Source organism: Dokdonella sp., assembly GCF_035511235.1.
In the GTDB taxonomy this organism is placed as follows: Bacteria; Pseudomonadota; Gammaproteobacteria; order Xanthomonadales; family Rhodanobacteraceae; genus Dokdonella.
Window position 1 is genome coordinate 46174 of record NZ_DATKFQ010000044.1, and the last position, 24751, is coordinate 70924.

The window sequence follows — 24751 nt, forward strand, 5'->3', positions numbered from 1 at the left end:
GCCGATGAGCGAATCCGCTCCCCGCGCTGCCGCGCCTGCGTTCGGCGCGATCGACCACGCGCACATGGCCGAAGCCCTGCGCCTGGCCGAGCGCGGGCTCCATACGACCCAGCCCAATCCGCGCGTCGGCTGCGTGCTCGCGCACGGTGCGGACGTGGTCGGCCGAGGCTGGCACGCCCGCGCCGGCGGCGCGCACGCCGAGGTCGCGGCGCTGGCCGAAGCCGGCGCGCAGGCGCGCGGCGCGACCGCCTACGTGACGCTGGAGCCGTGCGGCCTGCACGGGCGCACGCCGCCGTGCGCCGATGCGCTGATCGCAGCCGGCGTCGCGCGCGTCGTCGTCGCCGCCGAGGACGCCGCGCAGCGCGGCGGCGGCGGCATCGAGCGTCTGCGCGCGGCCGGCGTCTCCGTCGACTGCGGCCTGCTGCGCGAGGCCGCGCGCGAGCTCAATCGCGGCTTCTTCAGCCGCGTCGAGCGCGGCCGGCCGTGGCTGCGGCTGAAGCTCGCGATGAGCCTGGACGGCCGCACCGCACTGGCCGACGGCGCATCGAAATGGATCACCGGCGCCGCCGCGCGCGCCGACGTGCAGCGCTGGCGCGCGCGCAGCTCGGCGCTGCTGACCGGCAGCGGCACCGTGCGCGCCGACGATCCGCGGCTGACCCTGCGGCCGGCCGAGGCCGGTCTCGAACCGGCCGCTGCCGATGCGCCGCCGCTGCTGCGCGTCGTGCTCGACCGCAGGCTTGCGACGCCGGCCGGCGCCGCCGTGCTCGACGGCGCCGCGCCGACCCTGATCGTCCACGCGCCGGACGCGATGCCGGCCGATGCGCGCTTTGCCGCGGTCGAGTGCGTCGCGGTGCCGCTGGCCGCGGTTGAAAGCGGGCCGCCGCGGCTCGATCTAGGCGCGGTGCTGGCGCTGCTCGCGGCACGCGGCGTCAACGAGCTGCAGGTCGAGGCCGGACCGACGCTCGGCGGCGCGCTGTTCGCGGCCGGCCTGGTCGACGAGCTGCTGCTGTATGTCGCGCCGGTGCTGCTCGGCGACCGCGCGCAGCCGCTGCTCGCGCTGCCGCCGTTGGCCGACATGGCCGCACGCTGGCGGTTGCGCACGGTCGAGCGGCGCGCGGTCGGCGCGGACCTGCGGCTGCTGCTGCGGCCCGCCTGAGGCCGGCGGCCTTTCCCATTTCCTCCTTGACGGATTCGCGCATGTTCACAGGCATCATCCAGGCGGTCGGACGGGTCGCCGCGCTCGAGCCGCGCGGCGGCGACGTGCGGCTGCGCATCGCCGCGCCGGGCTGGCCGCTCGACGACGTCGCCGAGGGCGACAGCATCGCGGTCGCCGGCGTCTGCCTGACTGCGCTCGATATCGGCACGGACGGCTTCGCCGCCGACGTCTCGACCGAGACCTTGAACCTGACCACGCTGGGCCGGCTCGCACCTGGCGACGGCGTCAATCTCGAGAAGGCGCTGCGGCTGTCCGACCGCCTCGGCGGCCATCTGGTCTCCGGCCACGTCGACGGCGTCGGCCGTGTCGTGGCGGTCAGCGCCGACGCGCGTTCGCAGCGCTGGACGTTCGAGGCGCCGGCGGCGCTGGCGCGCTACATCGCCGCCAAGGGCTCGATCTGCATCGACGGCGTCAGCCTGACCGTCAACACGGTCGACGGCGTGCGCTTCGGCGTCAACCTGATCCCGCACACGCAGGCGGTGACGACGTTCGGCGCGCGCCGCGCCGGCGACGCGGTCAATCTCGAAGTCGACCTGCTCGCACGCTACATCGAACGCCTGCAGCAGGCGCCGGCCGGAGACGCCGCATGAGCTTCAACACGATTCCGGAGATCCTCGAGGACATCCGCGCCGGCCGCATGGTCGTGATCCTCGACGACGAGGACCGCGAGAACGAGGGCGACCTGGTCATGGCCGCGGCCAAGGTCCGGCCAGAGGACATCAATTTCATGGTGCGCGAGGGGCGCGGCCTGGTCTGCCTGCCGCTGACGCAGGCGCGCTGCCGCCAGCTCGGCCTGAAACCGATGGTGGTCGACAACACCTCGCCGTATCACACCAACTTCACGGTCTCGATCGAAGCGGCCGAAGGCGTCACCACCGGCATTTCCGCGCACGATCGCGCCCGCACGATCCAGGCCGCGGTACGGCCCGGCGCCGGTCCCGGCGACATCGTGCAGCCCGGCCACATCTTCCCGCTGGCCGCGCAGCCCGGCGGCGTGCTCGCGCGCGCCGGCCACACCGAGGCCGCCTGCGATCTGGCCGAGCTGGCCGGCCTGGAGCCGGCCGGCGTGCTGGTCGAGATCCTCGCCGACGACGGCTCGATGGCGCGGCGCCCGGAGCTGGAGCGCTTCGCGGCGCGCCACGGCCTCAAGATCGGCACGATCGCCGACCTGATCCGCCACCGCCTGGCGACCGAGAAGACCGTCGAGCGGCTGCGCGATGCGCCGGTCGAGACCGAGTTCGGCGCGTTCCGTCTGGTCGTCTATCGCGATCGCCTGCAGGGGGCGCTGCACTACGCGCTGGTGCGCGGCGAGGTCGACGACGGTGCGTCGGTGCTGACGCGCGTGCACGTGCGCAACACGCTCTCGGACGTGCTGCATCTGAAGCGCGACGACCTCGGCCTCACGGTCACCGCGGCGCTGCGGCGGATCGCCGACGAGGGGCGCGGCGTGGTCGTCGTGCTCAGCGAGGTCGACGAGGACGCCGTGCTGCTCGACAAGCTCGCGCAGGCGCCGGCACGGCCGCCGGCCGCCGATGCGCAGTGGCGCCAGCACGGCCTCGGCGCGCAGATCCTGTGCGATCTGGGCGCGCGCCATCTGCGCGTGCTCGGCACGCCGCGCAAGCTGGTCGGCCTGGCCGGTTTCGGCCTGGACGTGGTCAGCTGGGACGAGCACTGACGGTCCGCTGGGCTGCGTCTTCGCGGAGGGTTCACCACGGGCGGCGCTGAAGGCGTGCCGTCGGGCCCGTCATCGGCCGCGGTCCGGCCGCGCGCGGTCGACCTGCGCCGGCACGTAACGCTTCGCCCCGAGCGCTGCACGATGTGCGATGCGCCGTTCGACGCGCGGCGCCCCCGGAAGCGGCACCCGGGCCGTTTTCGGCACCCGGCGGGCGCGCCGCCCGCCTCATCCGTGGATAATGCACCCCCCTCGACGCGTCCGACCGACCCCATGCCGATGCTCGCCGGCGATCTTCGCCCCGTTCCCGATGCCCGCTACGCGATCGTCGCCAGCCGCTGGAATCCCGGCATCGTCGACGCGCTGGTCGCCGGCGCCGAGGCCGCGTTCGCGCAGAACGGCGTCGCGGAGGACGCGGTCGACGTCGTGCGCGTACCGGGCGCCTGGGAGATCCCGGTGGTCGCCGCGCGCCTGGCCGCGGCCGGCGGCCATGCGGCGATCGTCGCGCTCGGCTGCGTCGTGCGCGGCGACACGCGCCACTACGAGCAGGTCGCCGACGGCTGCGCCGACGGCCTGATGCGCGTCGCGCTCGACTACCGGCTGCCGGTATTGAACGGCGTGCTCGCGGTGGAGCGACACGCCGACGCGCAGGCGCGCGCCGGCGGCGTGCACGGCAACAAGGGCGAGGAGGCCGCCTTGGCGGCGATCGAAATGGCTGATCTGTGGAGGCAACTGTGAATCCCTCGCACCGCATTCCGGGCGTCGATCCGGCCGCACGCGCCCGCGCGCGGCGCCGCGCGCTGCAGGCGCTCTATGCCTGGCAGCTGTCGGGCAGCCGCATGAGCCTGGTGATCGAGCAGTTCCGCCACGAGCAGGACATGGAGATCGCCGATCTGGAATATTTCGAGGAGCTGCTCGGCGGCGTCGAGGCGCACTGCGCCGAGCTCGACGCCGGCCTCAAGCCGCATCTGGACCGCGACATCGCCCAGGTCGACCCGATCGAGCGCGCCGCGCTGCGGCTGTCGGCGTGGGAGCTCAAGTACCGCCCGGACGTGCCGTACCGCGTCGTCATCAACGAGGCGATCGAGGTCGTCAAGCGCTTCGGCTCCGAATACGGCCACACCTACGTCAACGGCGTGCTCGACAAGCTCGCGGCCGACTGGCGCGCGGTCGAGTACCGCGGCGGCGGCCGCTGAGCGCGGCACGGGCGCACCGGAACGGAGCGTGCCGATGGCCGAGTTCGACCTGATCGAGCGCATCCGCAGCCGCTGCGACGTTGCGCGCAACGACGTGCGCCTGGGCATCGGCGACGATGCCGCGATCCTCGCGCCGCCGCCCGGGCACGAACTCGTCGTGTGCACCGATACGCTGGTCGCCGGCGTGCATTTCCCGCTCGAGACCCCGGCCGAGGCGATCGGCTGGAAGGCGCTGGCGGTCAACCTCAGCGACCTCGCCGCGATGGGCGCGACGCCGGCCTGGGCGCTGCTGGCGCTGACGCTGCCCGAGGCCGACGCTAATTTCGTCGACCGTTTCGCGGCCGGCTTCGCCGCGCTCGCCGCGCAGCACCACGTCGCCCTGGTCGGCGGCGACACCACGTCCGGACCGCTGACGATCACGGTGACCGTGCATGGCTTCGTGCCGCCGGGCCAGGCGCTGCGCCGCGACGGCGCGCGCGTCGGCGACCAGGTCTTCGTGACCGGCACGCTCGGCGATGCCGCCGCCGCGCTGGCCGCGCGCCGCCGCCAGCTGCCGCCGTCGCAGCGCGAGGCGCTCGACGCGCGGCTCGATCGGCCCGAGCCGCGCCTGGCCGCCGGTGCCGCGCTGCGCGGCCTCGCATCGGCCTGCATCGACGTCTCCGACGGCCTGCTCGCCGATCTGCGCCACGTCGCCGCGCGCAGCGGCGTCGGCATCGAAATCGACGCGGCCGCGCTGCCGGCCAGTCCCGCCCTGCTCGGCGCGTTCGACGGCGACGAGCGCATCGCGCTGCAGCTCGGCGGCGGCGACGACTACGAACTCGCGTTCACGGCCGCACCGGCGCTGGCCGGCGACCTGCTGCGCGACCTGGCCCGCATCGGCTGCGGCGCGACGCGGATCGGCCGCGTCGTCGACGGCGAGGGCGTGCGGGCCTTCGACGCCGCCGGCGCCGCGATCACGCTCACGCATGCCGGCTGGGAGCATTTCGCATGAAATACGACGCCGCGCAGCGCCGTGCCGTGCTCGGCCATCCGGCCGGCTGGATCGCGTCCGGCTTCGGCTCGGGCTTCAGCCCGTTCGCCTCGGGCACGGCCGGCTCGGCGGTCGCGGTGCTGCTGTGGCTGCCGCTGCGCGGCTGTCCCTGGCCGCTGTATCTGGCCGGCCTGCTGGCCACGTTCGCGCTCGGCGTCTGGGCCTCGCACGTCGTCGTGAAGCGGCTCGGCCTGGAGGATCCCGGCGTGATCGTCTGGGATGAGTTCGTCGGCCAGTGGATCGCGCTGGCGCCGCTGCTGGCGCTGCCGCTGCACTGGGGCTGGATCGCCGCGGCGTTCTTCGCGTTCCGCCTGTTCGACGTCTGGAAGCCGTGGCCGGTGTCGTGGGCCGATCGCAGCGTAGCGGGCGGCCTCGGCGTCATGCTCGACGACGTGCTGGCCGGCGTCTACGCGGCGCTGGCGCTGGCGGCTGCGCGGTACGCGTTCGGCTGAGCCGCCTTCGTATTGGTGCGGCAGCTCCACCGAGTCGCCAACTACGTGTTCGCGGGTCGATCGCCTCGACGTGCGTCCGGTTCGCGATCGCGGCTACCGCTCACATTCGGGCGCGATCCACGCATCGGGACGACCTGCAGCCGCGCTGCCATCGCGCCCCGGCTGAGCAGCACGTCGCCGAGCGGTTCGCGCACGACATCGCGACCGGCGCGCCCGGGTGCGCGTGACCCGAACGGGCACCTGCTTGCGCGGCCTTGCGCGCGCCGGCCGCGTGTGCCGCAACCTTGGGTTCACTTCGTCGGCGGCGCTGCGCAAACGGTGTAGAGTGGTCCGGTCCCGAATCCGACCTCGGTCGACCGGCTCGATCAGGATCGGATGCAGGCCCGGCGCTGCCGGCGAACGCCGCGATACGCCGTCGTGGCGCGGGCATCGGATCGGCGCTCCGGTCTGCGGCGCGCAGCGGTCGGTCTTCGTTTCGATGAGCCCAACAGGTGGATCCGATATGAAAGCAGTACTCCTGGCCGTTCTGCTCTGTGCGAGCGCGCTGCTGGGCGGCGCGGCAGCCGCCGGACCGTCCACGTCCTCGCCGGAGCAACAGCTGCGGCCGCTGATGGACGAGATGCTCGCAGCCGCCAATGCGCACGATACCGACCGTTTCATGGCGGTCTACGAACGCAGTCCGACGCTGATGCTGACGTTCGACGACCAGACCCTGGTCGGCTGGCAGGCGGTACGCGACCAGCAGCTGCAGTGGTGGAACGACGGTGCGACCGACGCCGTGTACCGGCTGCGCGCCGAGCCGAAGATCACGGTCATCAGTCCGGACGTCGTCGCGACCCTGCAGTCGCTGGAGGTCGAGGCGACCGGGCCGGACGGAAAGAAGGGCACCGTGAAGGTGATGGCGACCTCGATCTGGAAGAAGCGGCCCGAGGGCTGGCGCATCGTGCTCGCGCACGAATCGCTGTTGAACTAGCCGCCGCGCCGACATCCGTACGTCTCGCGGCGGCGCGCCCGGGCGCCCGCCAGGACCGCCAGCTGCCGATCGGCGGCGCGAGTGACCGGCCGGCCGCGCGCGCCGCAGCCGTCGTCGCGCCGGTGCGCGCTTGCGTGCTCGGCGCTCGGACGGCGGACGACAATCGGCTGCGCGCGAACGGCGCGCTCAGCGCGCCGCCGCCTTCGCGCCGCGCAGCTGCTCGCCGAGCTGGCGTGCGCGCGCATCGGCCTGGTCGCGCAGCTCCGCCAGCGGCGCGATGCCGGCTGCGGCGCGTGCTGCATCGTCGACCGCGCCTTCGGCGACATCGAGCCGGCAGACCGGCGGATCGGCGCGCGCGTCGCAGACCGGCTGGGTGCCGTACCACTGCGGCTGGCGATGCGCGAGCAGCCAGCGGTCGGTCGCGGCGGCGGCCAGCCAGCGCAGGTCGCGATCGTCCGGCGCCAGCGCGCCGCCCATCGTCGCCAGGGCGTGCGCCAGCGCGTAGTCGCCGGCGGCCTGGCCGTGTTGCATCACCGTCGCGGCGTGGCGATAGTCGGCCGCGGTGCGCAGGCGTCCGTCGCGCAGCGCGTCCATCACCACGCGCCGGCGTGCCGCGTCGGCCGCGGCCAGGCGTTCGGCGAAGCTGCGCAGCGCGTCCTTCGAGGTCTGCTGGGCGAGGTCGGCGCGTTCGCGCTGGTCGGCCGCGTAGGCGGCGGCGACTTGCGGATCGTCGGTGGGCACGGCAGGCGGGACGGCGCGCGACGGCATGGGGAACAGGGCCGGCAGCGCCAGGCACAGCGAGAGCAGCAGCGATCGCGACATCGGGGGATTCCATCGTAGGGGGAGCGCCGCGCATCGCGCGGCCAACGTTGGATGCGCGAGCGGGTCCGATGGTCGCGCCGGCGCGACGCCGCGATCGAACCGGCGCTCCGGGCCGGCCTCGTCGGCCGCGCCCGCGAGCGATCCGTATGCGCAGCCCGGCGCTGCCGATCGCGGATGCTCGGAGCACCTCGGTCCGATCTCGCACCGCCGCTGCAGCCGCCGGCGGAGGCGTCGAGCCATGAATCGTGCTGCGCACCGCGGCCACGACATGACCGGCTTCGCGGCGTCCGGGCGGATTCGCACCGAATCGCCCGATGCCTGTCCCGCTTCCGGGCGAACGGCTCCGCGCCGCACCTGCCGGCGGTCCGCCGGCAGGTCGCTCAGTCCGGCAGCAGCTTGCCGGGGTTGAGCAGGCCGTCCGGATCGAACTGCTGCTTGATCCGCTGCATCAGCGCGATCGCGACCGGATCGAGCGCGCGCCGCATGAACGGGCGCTTGGCCAGGCCGATGCCATGCTCGCCCGACAGCGTGCCCTCGAGCCCGAGCACCAGATCGAACACGGCCGACAGGGCCGTCGGCGCGTTCGCGGCCTGGGCCGGATCGTCCGGGTGGTAGAGCAGGTTGACGTGGACGTTGCCGTTGCCGGCATGGCCGAAGTTGACGATCGGGATGCCGAAGCGTGCGGCGATCGTCTTGAGGCCGGCGACCAGCTCGGGCAGGCGGCTGACCGGCACGACGACGTCCTCGTTGATCTTCTTCGGCGCGATCGAGCGCAGGCTCGGGCTGAGCGCCTTGCGCGCGGCCCAGATCGCCGCAACCTCGCGCGGATCGGTCGCGGCGGCCAGCTCGATCAGGCCCTCGCCGCGCGCGGCGGCCGACAGCGCAGCGGCGGCCGCCGGCAAGGCATCGGGCTGGCCGTCGACCTCGACGATCAGCATCGCGCCGGCCAATGGAATCGTCTCGCCGCCGTGCAGGCGCGCCAGCCGCAACGCCTCGTCGTCCATGAACTCCAGCGCGCACGGCGTGACCGGCTGCGCCATGATCCGCGCGACCGCTGCGGCGGCCGACTCGATATCGCGATAGGTCGCACGCAGCGTCGCCTTGGCCGTCGCCAGCGGCACCAGCTTCAGCGTCGCCTCGGTGACCAGGGCCAGCGTGCCCTCCGAGCCGACCATCAGCCGCGCCAGGTCGTAGCCGGTCGCGGCCTTGCTGGTGGCCTTGCCGAAGCGGAAGTCCTCGCCGGCACCGGTCACCGCGCGCACCGCCAGCACGTTGTCGCGCGTCGCGCCGTACTTGACCGCGCGCGGCCCGCCGGCATTGCAGGCGATGTTGCCGCCGACCGTGCAGGTCGTCGCCGACGCCGGATCGGGCGGCCAGAAGAAGCCGTGTGCGGCGACCGCGGCCTGCAGGTCCGCATTGATCACGCCCGGCTCGACGATCGCGACGCGATTGTCGGCGTCGATCGCGAGGATGCGGTTCATGCGCTCGAAGCCGACCACGATGCCGCCGCCCAGCGGCACCGCCGCGCCGGTGGTGCCGGTGCCGCGGCCGCGCGCGTAGATCGGCAGCCGGTGTGTGCGGCAGAGCCGGACCAGGGCCAGCACCTGCTCGTGACGGTCCGGGAACACGACCGCGTCGGGCAGCGCCTCGCGTTTGGAATCGTCGCGGCCGTACGGCGCGCAGTCGGCCGGATCGGTCAGCACGGCATCGGCCGCGAAGATCGCGCGGAGCGCGTCGAGTACGGTGGTGTCGAGCGGCATGGCGGTCGGCTTGGGCTGGGGAGGCGCGAGGTGCTTCAATCGCGGTATTCGAAGACCTTGACGACGCGCTCGACGCCGGCGACGTTGCGTGTGATGCCGGAGACCGCCTCGTCCTCCTCGTCGTCGACCAGGCCCATCAGATAGACCGTGCGATGCGCGGTCGTCACGTTGATGCGGCTCGGATCGAAGCCGGGCAGGCTGGTCAGGTCGAGCAGGGCGGTCTTGACGTGCGCGGTGATCGTGTTGTCGCGGCGCCGCGACCAGAAGCCTTCCGGCTCGCGCACCTCGATCTCGTTGACGAGCCGGCGCACGCCGTCGAAGCCGGCGACGATGCGCTCGGCGCGCTGCCTGAGTTCCTCGCTGCGCACTTCGCCGACCAGCAGCATCACGCCGTTGTAGACGACGATCGAGACGTTGTTGCGCAGCGCCAGCTCCTTGTCCTTGTTGAGGTCGTCGTAGGCCGACAACTGGATGTTGCGGTCGACGAACACGGTGCGCGTGCTGCGCCGGTCGTGTGCGGCGCCGGCGCCGGCCGCCGCGCCGCCGACCAGCACCGCCGCGCAGCCGGACAGAGCCGGTGCGGCGAGCACGAGCGCGGCGAGCAGGAAGGCGGATGCGGTTTTCATGCGGAACCTCTCAGAAGCTGTCGAAGGCGTCGCGGCGCCAGTCGATGTCGCTGGCGTCGCCGCCGAGCGAGACCACGTCGAAACGGCACGGCTGGCGGGCCAGCGCCGGATGCGCGGCCAGGAACAGGCCGGCGGCGCGCACCAGTTTCGCACGCTTGGCCGGTCCGACCGACTCGGCGCCGCTGCCGGCGTCGGCGCGCTTGCGGTAGCGCACCTCGACGAAGACCACGGCCGCGCCGTCGCGCATGACCAGATCGAGCTCGCCCTGCCGGTAGGTCACGTTGCGTGCGATCAGCTGCAGTCCGGCGCGTTGCAGGTGAGCCAGCGCCAGCGCCTCGTAGCGCGCGCCGGCCGCGCGCGTGTTCATTGCACCGCGGGTGCGGCCGGCACGCTGCTCAGCACGCCCTGCGCCGGCCGCACGATGCCGTTCTCGAAGCGCATCCAGCCGAGCCGGCGGTGGATCCGGCCGAAGCTGTCGGCGGTCAGCTGGCCGGTCGCGCCGTCGATGTACTGGTCCGAGTGCTGCAGCATCCAGCTCAGGTACGGCAGCAGCGCGTAGGCGTCCATGCCGAACGCGAACAGCCGTGCGCCGACGCCGTTCGCACTGGCGATCTGGTTGGAGATGTTGCCGCGGTCGGGACGGCCCGGCACCGGCGAGGACAGCCACGGCGCATCGCAGAACTCGACCTGGTTGAGGTCGCGGTCGAAGCCGGAGTTCGGATCGCCCGAGTAGATGTGCGAGGTGCCGAACACCGGCGCGGTCACGCCGGCGATCTGCAGCTGCGGCACCAGCAGGCGCGCCTGCTGCGGACGCATGCTGATGAAGACGCCGCCCTCCGGCGCCGGCGCGAGCTGGGCGGTGGCCTGGGTGATCGCGTTGCGGTAGTTGACCTCGTTGTCGAGCAGGCGCGACTCGCCGACGATGCGTCCGCCGGAGGCCTCGAACTGCGTGCGGAACGCCAGTGCCGCGCGCTCGGCCCAGTCGGTCTTGGCGGCGATCACCGCGGCGCTGACGATGCCGCGCTCGATCATGCGCTGCGCGGCCTGCGCGCCCTCGGCATCGGGCAGCAGGCCGAACTCGGCATTGCCCGGCGGCGGCACCTCGCCGCTGTCGGGATGGTTCAGCGCCAGCATGCGCGCCGGCAGCGGCTGGCGGAACAGCTCGCCGACCGACTCTCGCTGCAGCGGTCCGACCACGTGGTCGGCGCCGTCGGCGACCGCCTGCTGGTACGCCGCGACCGCCGCCGCCGGCGTGTCGCCGGAGTCGTAGACGCGGATCGACGGCCGCTGCTCGGACGCATCGGCGAAATAGGCCGTGAAGAAGCCGTCGCGGATCGACTGCGCGACGCCGCCGAGCGGGCCGGACACCGGCAGCAGCAGCGCCACCTGGCGCAGCGGCCGATAGCCTTCGGCGTGCAGCGCGCCGCTGTCGTCGGGCTGCAGCGTGCCGACCGGCCGGTTCGCCTGCGGCAGCTGGCGCGGCAGCATCGAGCCGCGGCGGCGCAGCGCCTGCTCGATCCACGGCAGCAACGCATCGTCCGGCTGCAGCGTCTCGGCGCGCGCGATCAGCGTGTCCGGCTCCAGCGCCGACAGCGTCTCGATGATCTCGGCGCGGTTGTGGTCGCGGTCGGCGCCGGACAGGCGCGGGTCGATCGCCGCGCGCGTGCGCGCCGCCGCGAAGCGGTCGCCGGCCACGGTCTGCGCGCGTGCGCGCAGCTCCTGGACGCGCAGCTGCAGCGGCTCGGACGCTTCGATGCCGTCGGTCCGGTTCAACAGGTCCAGTGCATGCGCGGCGTCGCCGCGCGAAAGCGCGATCTCCGCGTCGAGCAGGTCCAGCCGCAGCGGCTCGTCGCCGCCGAGCCGCCGCCGCCGCACATCGGCGATCGTCTGCGCCGCCGCGTCGAGCCGGCCGGCGTCGCGCAGCACTTCGGCCGCGCGCAGCCGGTAATGCGCAGCGGCATCGGCACGGCTCTGCTCGGCCAGGTTCAGGAACAGGTTCGCCGACTCCTCGAGCTGACCGTCGCGGTATAGCTGCTCGGCACGGTCGGCCAGGCCCGCATCGGCCGGCCGGCCGGTCGGCAGGGTGGAACAGGCGCTCGCCAGCACGGTCAGCAGCGCGGCGAGGACGGCGGGACGGAGACGGCGGAGTAAAGACATGGACAGCGCGCGCGGCCGGCAGAAGAGCGTGATCATAGCAGGGCCGTCCGGCCCCTCCGGGCGCCGCCGCCCTCCGGACTTCGCGGTCCGGCCGCGACGGTGCGCGCGGCCGGCGCTCCGTCGTGCGCATCCCGGCGCCGCACGTGGACGACAGGCGCCTCGCGGCCGAGGATCGCGGGCGCCCGCGGCCGCGAGCAGCTGGCGATCGGCAGTTCCGGCGCGAGTCTCGCGTGTATCGGCATCGAGGGCAGCGGACCGGCTGCGCTCCTGCCTTACACTTGCCGATCCCCCGACGCTGCGAGCCGCCATGACCCATCGACCCGGCCAGTTGTGGGTGGTCGCCACGCCGATCGGCCATCTCGACGACCTCACGCTGCGCGCGGCCGAGGTGCTGCGTCGCGTGGCCGTGATCGCGGCCGAGGACACGCGGCACAGCGCACCGCTGCTCGCGCGCATCGGCAGCAGCGCCGCCATGATCGCGCTGCACGAGCACAACGAGCGCGAGCAGTGCGAACGCCTGGTCGAGCGCATGCAGGCCGGCACCGACGTCGCGCTGATCAGCGACGCCGGTACGCCGCTGATCAGCGATCCGGGGTTCCGCCTGGTGCGCGCCGCGCGCGCGGCCGGACTCGTCGTCTCGCCGGTGCCGGGCGCCTGCGCGGCGATCGCGGCCCTGTCGGTGGCCGGACTGCCGAGCGACCGCTTCGTGTTCGAAGGTTTCCTGCCGCCGAAATCCTCGGCACGGCGCGAGCGTCTGCAGGCGCTGGCAGCCGAACCGCGCACGCTGATCTTCTACGAATCGAGCCATCGCATCGCCGAGTCGATCGCCGATCTGGCCGTCGTGTTCGGTGCGGCGCGCGAAGGCGTCGTCGCGCGCGAGTTGACCAAGCGCTTCGAGACGATCCTCGCCGCGCCGCTCGGCGAACTCGCCGAGCGCATCGCGACCGACGCCGATCAGCGCCGCGGCGAGTTCGTCGTGCTGGTGGCCGGCGCACAGGACGAACAGGCCGACGCCGTGCTCGCCGAAGGACGCCGCGTGTTCGCGCTGCTCGCTGGCGAACTTCCGCCGGCACGTGCCGCCAAGCTGGCCGCTGCGATCACCGGCGCGCCGCGCAAGGCGCTCTACGCACCGGGTGGCGAGGCAGGCTAGCTGCGCCGCGTGGCGCTTTTTCGCCGCATTTTCTTGGCTCGCCGCCATATGGCCGTCCATACCGCCGCAACGGGGCCGTAACGGAATCGTCGTCAAATCATCGGTTTGGCCGTCCAAACTGGCCGAAGAACGAAAATTTTCGTATCGTGTTCGACCCGGTGTCCGGTTTGGACACGGTGCTGCGTCTATAGTCCCTGGCAGGCCCCGCACCCCCGTATGCGTGGACTGCCGGAAGAGCAACGGTGTATTCGGTCCCCCTAGTCCCGATACGCCTGCACCGCAAATGCCGCCCTGGATGGGCGGCATTTGCTTTTTTTTTCCCTCGCATCGCCGCCGCGCACGTGACGTGACGCCGTCCAGGCGCTTTTCCTAAGCTTGCATCCAGTCGCCGCGATAGATGCGCAGGCGCACCGGCCGGTCCGGCTCCACGACCACGATCGCGTTCTGGCCGTAGCGCTCGGCCAGCACATCGATCTGCCCGAGCGGCACGCCGGCCGCGAACAGCGAGGCCTCGCGCCAGTCCGGGCCATAGCCGGACGCCGGCAGCAGACGGGCATGCGCATCGGTCAGATCGTGATGCAGCTGGCGCAGACGCCGGCGGTTCTCGCGCGCCGGCAGCGGCCGCGAACCGGGGTTGCATGCAGTCAGCAGCGCGCCCGTCGCGCCGGACAGCCACTGCACGAGCGATGGCGGTGGCATCGCGTCGACGCCGAGCACCGCGCGCCGCCCGCCCGGCAGACGCACCGCATAGCCGGCGCTGCGGTACAGCGCCAGCAGCCGCAGCACCTGCGCGGCCGCGGCGCCGGCGTTCACGCCGGCAGGGCCGGCAGCCGGGCCTGTACGGTCGCGGCTGCCGCGTCCAGGTCGATCGCGTCCAGCCGCGTTCTGCCGGCCGTGAACTCGCGCAGCAGCTCGCCCTGCAGGCGCCCGCGCTCGAACGCGAACGCATACGGCATGCGCGTGAAAGTCACCATCGCATAGCGTGGCATCCAGTGCGTCGGGATACGCTCGGCCAGCGCACGGTCGAGCGCGCGCATCAGCAGGAAGTCCGCATCGTCGACACGGTCGCGCATTTCGACGTAATTCTCGAGCGCCATCGTGGCGATCGCGTCGGCGTTGGGCTTGCGCCGCCGCGCGAACTCGGCGAACACCGCGGCCCGATCGGACGGGCGCCCGGCCAGCAGATCGGCCAGCTCGACCGCGTCCTCGAAGCCGCAGTTCATGCCCTGGCCATGGAACGGCACGATCGCGTGCGCGGCGTCTCCGATCAGCACCGCCTGACCGCCGAGGTGCCAGCGGTCCAGGTACAGCGTCGACAGCACGCCGACCGGATTGGCCGCGAAGTCGGCCTCGAGTTCCGGAATCAACGGCAGCGCATCGGCGAACTCGCGTGCGAAGAACGCGCGCGCACGCGTCGGCGTGCCGACCGTCGCGAAACTCGGATCGCCCTCGTTGGCGAGGAACAGCGTCACCGTGAAGCTGCCTTCGGCGTTCGGCAGCGCGATGCACATGTAGCTGCCGCGCGGCCAGATGTGCAGCGCGTTCGGCTCGATCGCGAAGCGCTCGCCGCGCGCGCGCGCCTCGGCCAGCGCCGGCGGCAGCGCATCGCCCGGAAACGCCTGCAGCGGCGGAATCTCCAGTTCCTTGTAGCCGTGGCCGAGCGGCTCGATGCGCTCGCCGAGCGGCGCTGCTGCGTTCATCGCCGCGCGCAGCGCCGAGCCGGCACCGTCGGCGCCGATCACCGACGCGGCGACGTGCGTGCGCTGCGTGCCGTCGCGCTCGTCGTGGAAACGCAGCGTGGCCGCATCGCCGAACGTCGCCGACTCCAGCCGCTGGTCGAAATGGACGCGCGCGCCGGCCGCCTCGGCCGCATCGATCAGTGCGATGTTGAGCCGGCCGCGGCTGATCGACCAGATCACTTCCGAATCGTCGCGTCCGTAGCGCAGCAGTTCGGTGCGGCCGTCCGGCGCGTGCACCATGCGACCGCGCATCATCACCGCCAGCTGCATCACCGCCTCGGTCAGACCGGCCAGGCGCAGGCCGTGCAGGCCACGCTCGGCCAGCGCCAGATTGATCGAGCGGCCGCCGGCGTAGCCGACGCGGCGCGGATCGGGACGGCGTTCGAACACCTCCACGGCGAAGCCGCGCTGCGCGAGCAGGGTGGCCAGGAGTGCGCCGACCAGGCCGGCGCCGACGAGGGTGATGGCAGGACGTGTCATGCGGCAGGATCGCAGGGTGGGGGCGCCGATTCTGCATGCTGCGCCCGGTCGCCGTCATGCGGCGTGCGCGAACGCCGCGCTCAGGTCGGCCAGGGGCCGCTACGCGTCAGCCACTCGATCGGCGCCGCCTTGCCGAACAGATTGCCCTGTACCCACTCCACGCCGAGCTCCTGCATGCAGGCCAGGATCGGCGCACTTTCGACGTATTCGGCCACCGCCTCGGCGCCGAACGCGTGCGCGATCGTCACCGACGCGCGCACCAGCTGGTAGTCGCTGTCGATGTGCAGGGCGTTGCGCACGAATGAGCCGTCGATCTTCAGCAGGTCGAACGGCAACTGCTTGAGGCGCTCGAAGCTCTGCACGCCGGTGCCGAAGTCGTCGATCGCGACGTGGCAGCCGAGCGTACGCAGCTCGTTGAGGCAGCGTCGGCTGAGCTCCAGGTCGGAGATCGCCGCCGACTCGGTGATCTCGAAGCAGAACACCTCGGCCGGCAGCGGCGGATGGGACATCAGCGCCTGCAGCTCGCGCACGAAGCCCGGCGAGGTCAGGCTCTGGCCGGTCAGGTTGACGCCGATATGGCGCAGATGGCCCAGCTGTTCGCGGTGCGCGCGAATCCAGCGGAACAGCTCGCGGATCACGGCCCGGTCCAGTTCGACCAGCCGGCCGGCCGCTTCGAGCTCGTGCGTGAAGCGTGCCGGCGACACCCACTCGCCGTCCGGCGTGCGCAGGCGGCAGACCACCTCGCCGGCCGACACCGGCGTATTCGCGGACGCGCCGATGCGGCGCATCGGCTGGAAGTACAGCGCGACCTCGCCGGTGCGCAGCGAGGCCAGCGTGCTCGAAGCCTCGTCGAGCTTCTTGCGCTGCGCCGCGGCCACGTCCTGCATGCGTGCGGTGTCGCCCTCGCGGATCGGCATGACCTCGCGCAGCGAGCGCGCCTGGAACGCTGCCTGCGACGCCGCGATGATCGCCGCCTCCAGACCGCTGGCGCGGCTGTTGCGAATGCGCGCATGGCCGACGTACGGCACCACGCGATAGCGGATGCCGTTCCATTCGAAGTCCAGGCTCTCCAGCCGCTGCAGCACCTGCTGCCAGTCCGGATGGCGATGGTCGTCGCGCTGGCGCATCAGCACGAACTGGGCGCTGGTGACGTAGTAGGGCTGCACGCGTTCGGACAGGCGCTCGGCCACCGCACGCATCAGCGCCGTATGCGCATTGAGGCCGAGGCCGGCCAGCAGCCGATCGGCGTTGTCTACCACCAGGTAGCCGAGCTCCTCGTCGGTGCCGTCGTCCTCGCTGATGCGCATGCGTAGCGCCTTGAGGTTCGGCAGGCCGGTCAGGCTGTCGTTGCCGGCCTCCTCGATTAGCCGCTCGCGCATCAGCCGGCCGTCGCGCGTCACCGCATGCAGGACCAGCAGCAGCACCTCGAGCACGACCAGCTCCAGGCCGAGCAGCACCGGTTCGAGCGGATGCGGCGTCTCGCCGGCGCGCTCGGCCACCGCATAGGCCAGGATCAGCATCGTGCCGGCGATCGCCGGCATCGACCAGCGCGCCGCAAAGCGCATCACGCACCACGCCAGCGCGGCCGCCGCGAGCAGGCGATAGTCGAGCATCCACTCGCCGAGCGACTCGCCGAACGCGGTTCCCTGCCAGCGGCCGAGCACGAAGCCGAGCGTGAGAAAGCCGAGCGCCGGCAGCACGGTGCCGGCGCGCAGGCGCGGCGCGTCGACCGACTCGGTCAGCCAGAACGTCGCCGGCAGCGTCAGCACCAGGATGCCCAGATGCGTGGCGACCGCGCCCTGCGCCAGCTGCATCGGCAGATCCGCCGCCGGCGTGCCGAGCCCCCAATGGGGCAGCAGCACCGCCGCCGCGGCCGAGACCGACGGCAGCAGCAGAAGGCCGGCCGCGACGAAGCGCAGGATGTCGTCCGTGCCGATCGGCGCCGCGTCCCGGCGCGGCCAGCCGGCCAGCCGGGCGCCGGCCACGGCGATCAGGAAATGCAGCGCGTATAGCGGTATGCCGATCAGCGCGCGCGCGCCGTAGACCGGCCAGACCTGGGCCATCCAGACCAGCCCGGTCGCGACGATGCACACCGCCAGCACGCGCCGGCTTGCGTCGAACATCGCGATCGTCAGCAGCAGACCGGCCTGCAGATACAGCAGGGAACTGGCCGGCATGCCGGCCGCCGGCACCTGGACCAGGCGCAGCGCCATGCAGGCAGCCGCCAGCGCACCCACCAGCAGGAGGTTTCTGGGCGTCACGAGCGATCGGTCCCCTGCATGCATTGCACCCGGCCGTCTGGAGGCGGCGGATGCGAGCCCCTCGTTCCGGGCCGCCACGATACCGCGAACGGGGGTAGGTTGGTGCGTCAGGGCGGAAAGGAAGTCTTGCGCGGTATATGCGCTTTCGACGATGGCGCATTCCTGTGTGCGCGTTGCTCATGCCGGAACCGAGCCGGCCCGGCAGCTCGGTACGCCCCGTCGGAGGCGAACGCGCACGCGCTACTCGATGTCCGTCCCGATCGGTGGTCGTCTTGCGGTCGTCAACGCCGGTCGCTAGGCTCGTGAAACACAGGGAATCAGGGGATGTGTGAGATGCCGCAGTAGTCGAAGACGTTGCGTTGGATCGTCATGGGATGTGTGCTGGCGGCCGGTCACGCCATCGCTCAGGAACAGCCGCCACGGCTGTTCAAGCAAGTCCAGGCGCACGAGCCGCCTTCAAAACCGGGCCCGTGGCTGCAGACCTGGCACATCGAGATCGACCAGCAGGCGATCCAGCAGCCGGCCGAGGCGATTACTTTGAATCTCCCAGGACAGCGCGAAATCACGGTGCGGCGCGATTTCTGGTCTCCGAGGCACGGATACGTGATCCTGCTCGTCGGCGATGGGCCGGAGACGATTCAGCTGCCGGATCCGAATGCCGCGCCGGAGGATTTTTCGTGGCGATGGTATGGCCGTACCGATGGACACGTCGTCGCGTTAACCTTCGAGAAGGGTTATCTGGCAGGGCGCATCTGGGGCCCCGGCGGCAAGTACGCATTGAATCCTCGCGCGGGTAAGCGTACCGAGCTGGGCTTGGTCAATCCGAGTTGGTGGCAGTTGCATCCGGATCGAGAGGATCCGCCACAGACAGATAAGGCCGAGGCCGTTGCTGTAGCAGCCCCCCATTCCTGCGGCGACGCCAGGTGAGCAGCCGGCTGGGCCTGGGGGCTGGAATCTTTCATGCACAGATCCTTTGCCTGCGGGGGTTAGGAATATTGACGTACTGGTGTTGTACACATCCGGAGTTTTCGCAGCGAATGGAAGCACGCTTGGCGGAGTGAGGGTGGTTGCGCAAAGAGAGATCGATGAGACCAATCAAATTCTCAGAAATACTCAAGTGCATACCGTCAGGTTTCACTTGATTGGTATCCAGGCCGTTCCCGAGACTGCGGCACCACCTTACGATGTTGCCGGCATAGATGTCGGTCTGAATCGCCTGGCTGGAGCGATTGAGACACCTGGCGTGTATCCCGGATGGAGTTACCCAGGTAATCCGGCGGTTAGGGCCCTGAGAGATTCCCAAGGGGCGGACGTGGTTGCTCTCGCACGAAGAAACGCATCTGCAGTGCCCTCATGCGGAGTAGCTTTTGTTCAGCGATATTACAACTACTCCCCACCTGTTGAACCAGGACCGGAGTGTGAAAGGAAAGCCTATATGGTATTTGATCCTGATTGCGCAGCAGATCGGTTGAATTTCTCATGAAGCAGGTCATCTGTTGGGAATGGAGCACGATCCTGCTAACGCTGAAATGTCGGGGCTAGGATTTCCTTCATGTCCTTGGTCATTCGGTCATCGCAATGCATCGGGAAATCTGTTGGTTTCGTTCCGGACCGTCATGTCGTACTCGAGGAATACGGGTTCTTCCGGTCCAATGTGTTCTAATGACGCGGCATGCCCACTGATTGATGCTTACTCGAATCCCAATCTTTCATGGGCGGGCGGCTTGTTTGAGACGGGGACTCATCCTGACGCGGTACCCATAGGTCGAAATGTTGGAGATCCGCCCGCAAGTTACCCGCCCTCCAAGGCAAGAGATACGTTGGCGCGCATAGCGCCTATTGTTGAAACTTTTCGTCCGCGGCCAGAGTTGATTTTTGCCAATGGCTTTCAGTAAGACACTGGTATGGGTGCTACTCCTTGTCGCAGGCAATGTCTCGGCGGCGCTCGTGGTGGGAGCTCCTGCTCTGGAAACGCGAAGTCATTGGGATGAGCCCGCGTTCGGGCCCTGCGGTAATCCCGTTCTTTCTCGAACGGCTGCCTATCTGACATTCTGGTGTGTGTCCGGCGATATAGTCGTCGGGGACGATAATGATCGCTCTGATGTATTTCTGCTGGACAGATCAACGCAAGGTGTTCAGAGAGTCAGTGTTGATAGCTTGCAGATGGATTATCGATTCGATAGTGGTGGTGGGGTTCCCTCTGACGACGGCAGAGAGGTGCTCTTCATTTCATACGGACCACTCGATCCCATTTTGCCGTGGAAATATCATGACAATGGAATAGGCAATGCGTTTCTGCGTGATGTCGTAACAAATACGACCTCGCTGGTCGGGCAAGATCATATGGGAGCGCCGAGATTAAGTGGTACGGTGTTGGCTGCAGCTGATTTCTCTGCTGACGAAGTGGTGTTTGCCAGTACCGACAATCTTTTGGGGGGAGAAGATATCAATGGTCCATTCAGTTACGATATTTATATAAGGAACTGGAGAAGTGGACGCCTGGAGCTGATTTCGGGTGCGGATGATGTAGTGCAAGGTGATTGCGGTTCAGGAAATACGGCGATTTTGTCCGATGATGGTCGTTATGTAGTATTCGATAGTTGCTCTGCGAATCTGACAAGTGACAATCCGGATGGAGTTGTCAACTTATTTATTCATGATCGCTTTACGGGTGAAAAGCGGCGTTTGACTCGCCCTTGGCATGGGGGCGAGTTTTCCTATCGCTGGCTTGATTATGTGATTGGGGCAGGATCCAGGAAGATAATGGCTGGCCGCTATGTTGCATTTTCTTCGTTTGGGACGGAGTTTGTTAAGGATATGTCGCCGGATTCGGCTAATCCTAATTCTTACCTAATCGACATTCGTACCGGGGGCATAGAATTGATCAGCCGGGCATGGGACGGGTCGCCCGCCGCGCTAGGGGGTTCGAACATCGACATGAGTGCCGACGGCCGTTATATCGCTTTTGCGTCCCGCTCGTCGGACATCCTGCCCGATCCCGGTCCTACACCTGCGATCTACGTAAAAGACCGTTGGACTGGCGAGATCGTCAATGCAAGTGCGTCGCTGGGTCCTATGCATCCTGCCCATGTGGCCGATCTGGATCTCTCGGACGACGGCTCGACGCTGGCCTTTGCTTGGCGCTATTCTGATACGGCAGCTGCGCCTTATTCGGGTCGTACGCTGATCTACACGGTTTCGATCAATGGAGCGCCGATCGAGCCTGTGGTACCCATGCCGGTTCCTTCGACATCCGTCATCGTCCGACTGAGCGCGGCGGCTCTGTTGTTGCTGACGGGAATTGGTTGGCTCAGCCGGCGTCGCGGCTCGACTCAATGATGAACTGATCAGCCGTCCTCTGGCCGGTCGATCAGCGTCCCCGCCGTGTAGACGCGGCGCATGGCCGTGCACGTTCTCTGCTCGGAAGATCGCTTTGCATCGAGCGCGCGTTGATTGGACGCGCATCGATTCAGCCCTACGGGATCGTTCAGCGACCCTGCGCCGGTCGATGTGGCGATGTCTGGGTGCTCGTCATCGACGATGCAATCACGTCGTTGGCCGATCTGGCGATCACCCCGCCGCGCGCCAGGCCTTGACCGCCTCGACCAGCCGCAGGCAGTCGACGTGGCGGTTGTACAGCGGCACCGGCGAGGCGCGGATCACGTCCGGCTCGCGCCAGTCGACGATGATGCCGCGTGCCTGCAGGTACTCGAACAGCGAGCGGCCGCCGTCGCGCGGACCGCGCACGCGCAGCGAGAGCTGGCAGCCGCGCCGTGACGGCTCTTCCGGTGTCAGGATGTCGAGCAGGTCGGACAGCTCGCTGCGGATCAGCCAGGCGAGATAGCCGGTCAGCGCCTCGGACTTGGCGCGCAGCGCGGCCATGCCGGCCTCCCGGAACAGCCCCAGCGAGACGCGCAGCGGCGCCAGTGCGAGTACCGGAGGATTCGACAGCTGCCAGCCGTCGGCGCCCGGCGTCGGTACGAAGTCCGGACCCATGCGGAAGCGCGTCGTGCGCTCGTGTCCCCACCAGCCGGCGAAGCGCGGCCGCGGCGTATGCGCATGACGTTCGTGCACGAACGCGCCGGCGACCGCGCCGGGGCCGGAGTTGAGGTATTTGTAGCTGCACCACACCGCAAAATCGCAATGCGTGTCGTGCAGCGCCAGCGGCAGATTGCCGGCGGCATGGGCGAGGTCGAAGCCGACGACGCAGCCCTTGCGGTGTGCCGCTTCGGTGATCGCGCGCAGATCGAAGGCCTGGCCGGTCAGATACTGCACGCCCGGCAGCAGCACCAGCGCGATGCGCGGACCGTGCCGGTCGAGCGCCTCGAGGATCGCCTCGTCCGACAGCGTGCCGCCGGCCTCGTCGCCGTCCAGCTCGATCAGCGCCTCGGCCGGATCGAAGCCGTGGAAGCGGATCTGCGACTCGACCGCATAACGGTCGGACGGAAACGCGTTCTTCTCGATCAGGATCGCCGGCCGCTCGGCGCTGGGCCGGTAGAAGCTGACCATCAGGAAGTGCAGGTTGGCGGTCAGCGAGTTCATCGCGACCACCTCGTCGGGCTGGGCGCCGACGACCGCGGCCAGATCCTCGCGGACGAAGCGGTGGTAGTCCATCCACGGCAGCTCGCCGCGGAAATGGCCTTCCACGCCATGCTCGGCCCAGGCGTCGAGCTCGGCGAGCAGTGCGGCCTGCGTCGCGCGCGGCTGCAGGCCGAGCGAATTGCCGCAGAAGTACGCAACCTCGGCGTCGCCGTGGCGCGGGATCAGGAACGCATCGCGCAGCGGCGCGAGGGGATCGGCCGCATCCTGGCCGGTGGCCCATTCCAGCTGCGAGACGGCGGCGGAAGCGGGACTCATGCGCCGCCTCCGGTCGATCCGATCACCTGCTGGCAGGCGGCGTCGAAGGCCTGCGTCCAGGCGGCCGGCGTCGTGTCGAGCAGCGGACGCTGGCAGCGGATGTGCACCCAGACGCCGCCGGTCTCGCGGAAGCGGTCGTGCACGCGATAGCGCGTCGGGCCGCGCTGCACGAAGTACTGGTGCACGTTCTCGCCGGCGGCGGCCGCATCGCGCTCGTAGCCGGTCTGCTGCTTGGACAGCTCGAACTCCTCCTGCACCAGCGCGCCGAACGTCGCCTGGCCGCGCAGCAGCTGCGTCTTGACGGTCACGCTGGCCATGTCCTGGCTGCCCTCGGCGCTCGCGTCGGGGACGCGGAACACGACCAGCTGCGGGTTGCCTTCGGTTTTTTCCATGATCGCGGCCCAGTCCGGCGGCACCGTGAAATGCACGCGCCCTTCGTTGAGCTCGTAGCGGGTGCGCGCCTGGGCGCCGGCCAGTGTGGCCGCGCCGAGCAGGAGCAGCGCGAGCGGGATGCGCGGCAGGTTCATTCGTGTGACTCCGGGTCGTTCGCGAAGCGGTTGAGCGGCAGGTCCAGCCATTGGAGCGCGGTGCCGTGCATCAGGCGGGCCTGGCGGTCCGGCGGCAGGCCGAGCGCGGCGATGCCGCTGCCGGGTTCCTGCTCGCCGAGCGGAAAAGGATAGTCGGTGCCGAGCATGACGTGGTCGGCACCGGCGACGTCGATCAGGTAGCGCAGCGCGGCCGGATCGTGCACGCACGAGTCGAAGTAGAGCCGGTCGAAGTAGTCGCGCGGGTTGCGTGCGTTGTCGGTCGCGACCAGGTCCGGCCGCATGCGGAAGCCGTGCTCGATGCGGCCGATCGTATACGGGAACGAGCCGCCGCCGTGGGCCAGGCACACGCGCAGCTTCGGCAGCCGCTCGAGCACGCCGCCGAAGATCAGGCAGCAGGCCGCGCGCGACTGCTCGGCCGGCATGCCGACCAGCCACGGCAGCCAGTACTTGGGCATCGTCTCGCGGCCCATCATGTCCCAGGGATGCACGAGGATCGCCGCGCCGAGATCGGCGGCGGCCTCGAAGAACGGGAACAGCTCCGGCGCGTCGAGGTTCCAGTTCTCGATGTGCGAGCCGATCTGCACGCCGCTGAGGCCGAGCTGCTCGACGCAGCGTTCCATCTCCTGGATCGCCAGCGTCGGCGACTGCAGCGGCACCGTGCCGATGCCGGCGTAGTGCTGCGGATAGCGCCGGCAGATCTCGGCGGTGTGATCGTTGAGGAAGCGGTGCAGCTCCAGCGCCTGGCTCGGCTTGGCCCAGTACGAGAACAGCACCGGCACGGTCGAGACCACCTGCACGTCGACGCCGAAGCGCGCGTAGTCGGCGATACGGACCTCGGCATCGAAGGCGTTGGCCCAGACCTCGCGGAAGAACTTGCCGTCCTTGTAGATGCGATGGTGGCCGTCGCTGCGCACCATGACCGGGAAACGGTCGTCGCCGTACTTGTCGGCGAGGTTGGGCCAGGTGTCGGGGAGGATGTGGGCGTGGGTGTCGATCTTCAGCATGGGGCGAAGTTTACCTGTCCCGGGCGGGTGGGACTGAGGTCGGTGTGTCGGCTTTGGTGGGTCGGACGTTGTGCGCTGCACGGTCCTGCGGGCTGAGGCGTCATCTGGGCTGGGCGTGTGCGTGCGTCGTCTTCTGTTCTTCCTGAGACTTCGCTGCTGGTCTCCTGGCGAGCGGGTCACTTCTCTTTGCGTGCCCACAGCGCCGCAGGAGCGGCGCGAACGGCGAAGCCGGCCCGGAGGGCGGAGCGCAGGATGCGCGGAGTCAAGAGAAGTAACCAAGAGAAAGGGCACCCCGGTACCGCGGTCTCCGGGCATCCTGCCCTGCGACTTCGCGAAGGTGCTCCGGGGTCCGCTGACGGCGCCTCCTGCGCCGACAGCGGACTGGGCCACGTCCTGTGGCCCACCCTTCGGGATTTTCCCTAGCACCTTCGCCGCGGCACAGGGGCCCCGTGGGCGCGCGTCCTGCGCGCTCAAGCAAGAGCGAGAGCGAGAAGCGCGGGGGCTGCCTGCGCATGAATGAGTGAGTGTGGATGAAAGCAGAACTTGAATTGAAAGCGTCGGCAAAAGAGCTGGGCAGGGCGCACTCGACGCCGCTTCCTGTTGCTTCATCTTCTGCGCGCAGGAAGCGCGCTATCGGGCCCCGTCAGACGTGGTGGGACGGGGCCGAAAAAGCCCGCAGGGGCGCGGGCAGGGAGGCCCGCGCGTTCGTCGTCAGCACAGGAGGTGCTGTCGACGAACCTCGGTCCCGGCCCACGGACCCGCAGGGCAGGAGGCCCGGAGGGCACGTCTGTGGGGTGCCCTTCTCTTT

The 24751-nt window shown here is 70.0% G+C and carries 22 protein-coding genes; 11 read left to right on the forward strand and 11 right to left on the reverse strand.

Features of this window, described 5'->3' with window-relative positions:
- The first annotated feature begins 4 nt into the window (after nucleotides 1-4).
- From ribD to VMR06_RS17555, 8 genes are all read left to right on the forward strand, one after another.
- The gene (gene ribD, locus VMR06_RS17520) at nucleotides 5-1156 is read left to right on the forward strand and encodes a bifunctional diaminohydroxyphosphoribosylaminopyrimidine deaminase/5-amino-6-(5-phosphoribosylamino)uracil reductase RibD (RefSeq protein ID WP_325378784.1); all 1152 of its coding nucleotides are present in this window, start codon (nucleotides 5-7) and stop codon (nucleotides 1154-1156) included.
- Nucleotides 1157-1197: 41 nt separating this feature from the next.
- Nucleotides 1198-1806: a riboflavin synthase gene (locus tag VMR06_RS17525; RefSeq protein ID WP_325378786.1), complete on the forward strand. Its 609-nt coding sequence runs from the start codon at nucleotides 1198-1200 to the stop codon at nucleotides 1804-1806.
- Nucleotides 1803-2891, forward strand: a complete 1089-nt coding sequence (gene ribB / locus VMR06_RS17530; RefSeq protein ID WP_325378788.1) for a 3,4-dihydroxy-2-butanone-4-phosphate synthase — start codon at nucleotides 1803-1805, stop codon at nucleotides 2889-2891. Before VMR06_RS17525 ends, ribB begins: the two co-directional genes overlap by 4 nt.
- A 270-nt stretch (nucleotides 2892-3161) precedes the next feature.
- Complete coding sequence (ribH, locus tag VMR06_RS17535) at nucleotides 3162-3626, forward strand: 6,7-dimethyl-8-ribityllumazine synthase (protein ID WP_325378790.1); 465 nt, start codon at nucleotides 3162-3164, stop codon at nucleotides 3624-3626.
- Nucleotides 3623-4084 carry a transcription antitermination factor NusB gene (gene nusB, locus VMR06_RS17540; RefSeq protein WP_325378792.1) on the forward strand — a complete coding sequence of 154 codons (462 nt, stop codon included), beginning with the start codon at nucleotides 3623-3625 and terminating at the stop codon, nucleotides 4082-4084. The genes ribH and nusB overlap by 4 nt, the downstream gene beginning before the upstream one ends.
- A 34-nt stretch (nucleotides 4085-4118) precedes the next feature.
- Complete coding sequence (gene thiL, locus VMR06_RS17545) at nucleotides 4119-5075, forward strand: thiamine-phosphate kinase (RefSeq protein ID WP_325378794.1); 957 nt, start codon at nucleotides 4119-4121, stop codon at nucleotides 5073-5075.
- Nucleotides 5072-5566: a phosphatidylglycerophosphatase A gene (locus tag VMR06_RS17550; protein ID WP_325378796.1), complete on the forward strand. Its 495-nt coding sequence runs from the start codon at nucleotides 5072-5074 to the stop codon at nucleotides 5564-5566. Before thiL ends, VMR06_RS17550 begins: the two co-directional genes overlap by 4 nt.
- 502 nt (nucleotides 5567-6068) lie before the next feature.
- Nucleotides 6069-6539: a YybH family protein gene (locus tag VMR06_RS17555; protein ID WP_325378798.1), complete on the forward strand. Its 471-nt coding sequence runs from the start codon at nucleotides 6069-6071 to the stop codon at nucleotides 6537-6539.
- Between the two features lie 186 nt (nucleotides 6540-6725).
- Here the strand turns inward: VMR06_RS17555 and VMR06_RS17560 are convergent, their stop codons facing one another.
- From VMR06_RS17560 to VMR06_RS17580, 5 genes are all read right to left on the reverse strand, one after another.
- Entirely contained in the window at nucleotides 6726-7361 is a 636-nt protein-coding gene (locus tag VMR06_RS17560; RefSeq protein WP_325378800.1) for a hypothetical protein, read from the reverse strand.
- Between the two features lie 380 nt (nucleotides 7362-7741).
- Nucleotides 7742-9121 (reverse strand): FAD-binding oxidoreductase, encoded by a 1380-nt coding sequence (locus tag VMR06_RS17565; protein WP_325378802.1) that lies wholly within the window; start codon nucleotides 9119-9121, stop codon nucleotides 7742-7744.
- 35 nt (nucleotides 9122-9156) lie between these two features.
- A complete protein-coding gene (locus VMR06_RS17570; RefSeq protein WP_325378804.1) occupies nucleotides 9157-9747 on the reverse strand; it encodes a BON domain-containing protein in 591 nt (196 codons plus the stop codon).
- Nucleotides 9748-9757: 10 nt separating this feature from the next.
- Entirely contained in the window at nucleotides 9758-10114 is a 357-nt protein-coding gene (locus tag VMR06_RS17575) for a YraN family protein (protein ID WP_325378806.1), read from the reverse strand.
- Nucleotides 10111-11904: a penicillin-binding protein activator gene (locus VMR06_RS17580; protein WP_325378808.1), complete on the reverse strand. Its 1794-nt coding sequence runs from the start codon at nucleotides 11902-11904 to the stop codon at nucleotides 10111-10113. Before VMR06_RS17580 ends, VMR06_RS17575 begins: the two co-directional genes overlap by 4 nt.
- A gap of 307 nt (nucleotides 11905-12211) precedes the next feature.
- Between VMR06_RS17580 and rsmI the strand changes: the two genes are divergently transcribed.
- On the forward strand, nucleotides 12212-13054 hold the full coding sequence (gene rsmI / locus VMR06_RS17585; RefSeq protein ID WP_325378810.1) for a 16S rRNA (cytidine(1402)-2'-O)-methyltransferase: 843 nt from the start codon (nucleotides 12212-12214) through the stop codon (nucleotides 13052-13054).
- A gap of 369 nt (nucleotides 13055-13423) precedes the next feature.
- Here the strand turns inward: rsmI and VMR06_RS17590 are convergent, their stop codons facing one another.
- The 3 genes from VMR06_RS17590 to VMR06_RS17600 form a co-directional block, all read right to left on the reverse strand.
- Nucleotides 13424-13867 (reverse strand): DUF3293 domain-containing protein, encoded by a 444-nt coding sequence (locus tag VMR06_RS17590; protein WP_325378812.1) that lies wholly within the window; start codon nucleotides 13865-13867, stop codon nucleotides 13424-13426.
- On the reverse strand, nucleotides 13864-15273 hold the full coding sequence (locus VMR06_RS17595) for an NAD(P)/FAD-dependent oxidoreductase (protein WP_325378814.1): 1410 nt from the start codon (nucleotides 15271-15273) through the stop codon (nucleotides 13864-13866). The genes VMR06_RS17590 and VMR06_RS17595 overlap by 4 nt, the downstream gene beginning before the upstream one ends.
- Before the next feature lie 80 nt (nucleotides 15274-15353).
- Nucleotides 15354-17534: an EAL domain-containing protein gene (locus tag VMR06_RS17600; protein ID WP_325378816.1), complete on the reverse strand. Its 2181-nt coding sequence runs from the start codon at nucleotides 17532-17534 to the stop codon at nucleotides 15354-15356.
- Nucleotides 17535-17888: 354 nt separating this feature from the next.
- On the opposite strand from VMR06_RS17600, the gene VMR06_RS17605 reads away from it, so the two are divergent.
- Nucleotides 17889-18461: a hypothetical protein gene (locus VMR06_RS17605; RefSeq protein ID WP_325378818.1), complete on the forward strand. Its 573-nt coding sequence runs from the start codon at nucleotides 17889-17891 to the stop codon at nucleotides 18459-18461.
- A gap of 954 nt (nucleotides 18462-19415) precedes the next feature.
- Nucleotides 19416-20873: a hypothetical protein gene (locus VMR06_RS17610; protein ID WP_325378820.1), complete on the forward strand. Its 1458-nt coding sequence runs from the start codon at nucleotides 19416-19418 to the stop codon at nucleotides 20871-20873.
- Nucleotides 20874-21104: 231 nt separating this feature from the next.
- On the opposite strand, the gene kynU is transcribed toward VMR06_RS17610, so the two are convergent.
- Genes kynU through VMR06_RS17625 form a run of 3 tightly spaced genes read right to left on the reverse strand, consistent with a single transcriptional unit; the run spans nucleotide 21105 to nucleotide 23943 of the window.
- A complete protein-coding gene (gene kynU, locus VMR06_RS17615; RefSeq protein WP_325378821.1) occupies nucleotides 21105-22391 on the reverse strand; it encodes a kynureninase in 1287 nt (428 codons plus the stop codon).
- The gene (locus tag VMR06_RS17620) at nucleotides 22388-22918 is read right to left on the reverse strand and encodes a hypothetical protein (RefSeq protein WP_325378823.1); all 531 of its coding nucleotides are present in this window, start codon (nucleotides 22916-22918) and stop codon (nucleotides 22388-22390) included. Before VMR06_RS17620 ends, kynU begins: the two co-directional genes overlap by 4 nt.
- Nucleotides 22915-23943: an amidohydrolase family protein gene (locus VMR06_RS17625; protein ID WP_325378825.1), complete on the reverse strand. Its 1029-nt coding sequence runs from the start codon at nucleotides 23941-23943 to the stop codon at nucleotides 22915-22917. Before VMR06_RS17625 ends, VMR06_RS17620 begins: the two co-directional genes overlap by 4 nt.
- Nucleotides 23944-24751: the final 808 nt, after the last annotated feature.

What these genes read in the sequence shown, in the direction of transcription:
- ribD (WP_325378784.1), top strand. Translation starts at nt 5, where the DNA reads ATGAGCGAATCCGCTCCCCGCGCTGCCGCGCCTGCGTTCGGCGCGATC.
- VMR06_RS17525 (WP_325378786.1), top strand. Translation starts at nt 1,198, where the DNA reads ATGTTCACAGGCATCATCCAGGCGGTCGGACGGGTCGCCGCGCTCGAG.
- ribB (WP_325378788.1), top strand. Translation starts at nt 1,803, where the DNA reads ATGAGCTTCAACACGATTCCGGAGATCCTCGAGGACATCCGCGCCGGC.
- ribH (WP_325378790.1), top strand. Translation starts at nt 3,162, where the DNA reads ATGCCGATGCTCGCCGGCGATCTTCGCCCCGTTCCCGATGCCCGCTAC.
- thiL (WP_325378794.1), top strand. Translation starts at nt 4,119, where the DNA reads ATGGCCGAGTTCGACCTGATCGAGCGCATCCGCAGCCGCTGCGACGTT.
- VMR06_RS17550 (WP_325378796.1), top strand. Translation starts at nt 5,072, where the DNA reads ATGAAATACGACGCCGCGCAGCGCCGTGCCGTGCTCGGCCATCCGGCC.
- VMR06_RS17555 (WP_325378798.1), top strand. Translation starts at nt 6,069, where the DNA reads ATGAAAGCAGTACTCCTGGCCGTTCTGCTCTGTGCGAGCGCGCTGCTG.
- VMR06_RS17560 (WP_325378800.1), bottom strand. Translation starts at nt 7,361, where the DNA reads ATGTCGCGATCGCTGCTGCTCTCGCTGTGCCTGGCGCTGCCGGCCCTG.
- VMR06_RS17565 (WP_325378802.1), bottom strand. Translation starts at nt 9,121, where the DNA reads ATGCCGCTCGACACCACCGTACTCGACGCGCTCCGCGCGATCTTCGCG.
- VMR06_RS17570 (WP_325378804.1), bottom strand. Translation starts at nt 9,747, where the DNA reads ATGAAAACCGCATCCGCCTTCCTGCTCGCCGCGCTCGTGCTCGCCGCA.
- VMR06_RS17575 (WP_325378806.1), bottom strand. Translation starts at nt 10,114, where the DNA reads ATGAACACGCGCGCGGCCGGCGCGCGCTACGAGGCGCTGGCGCTGGCT.
- VMR06_RS17580 (WP_325378808.1), bottom strand. Translation starts at nt 11,904, where the DNA reads ATGTCTTTACTCCGCCGTCTCCGTCCCGCCGTCCTCGCCGCGCTGCTG.
- rsmI (WP_325378810.1), top strand. Translation starts at nt 12,212, where the DNA reads ATGACCCATCGACCCGGCCAGTTGTGGGTGGTCGCCACGCCGATCGGC.
- VMR06_RS17595 (WP_325378814.1), bottom strand. Translation starts at nt 15,273, where the DNA reads ATGACACGTCCTGCCATCACCCTCGTCGGCGCCGGCCTGGTCGGCGCA.
- VMR06_RS17610 (WP_325378820.1), top strand. Translation starts at nt 19,416, where the DNA reads ATGGCTTTCAGTAAGACACTGGTATGGGTGCTACTCCTTGTCGCAGGC.
- kynU (WP_325378821.1), bottom strand. Translation starts at nt 22,391, where the DNA reads ATGAGTCCCGCTTCCGCCGCCGTCTCGCAGCTGGAATGGGCCACCGGC.
- VMR06_RS17620 (WP_325378823.1), bottom strand. Translation starts at nt 22,918, where the DNA reads ATGAACCTGCCGCGCATCCCGCTCGCGCTGCTCCTGCTCGGCGCGGCC.
- VMR06_RS17625 (WP_325378825.1), bottom strand. Translation starts at nt 23,943, where the DNA reads ATGCTGAAGATCGACACCCACGCCCACATCCTCCCCGACACCTGGCCC.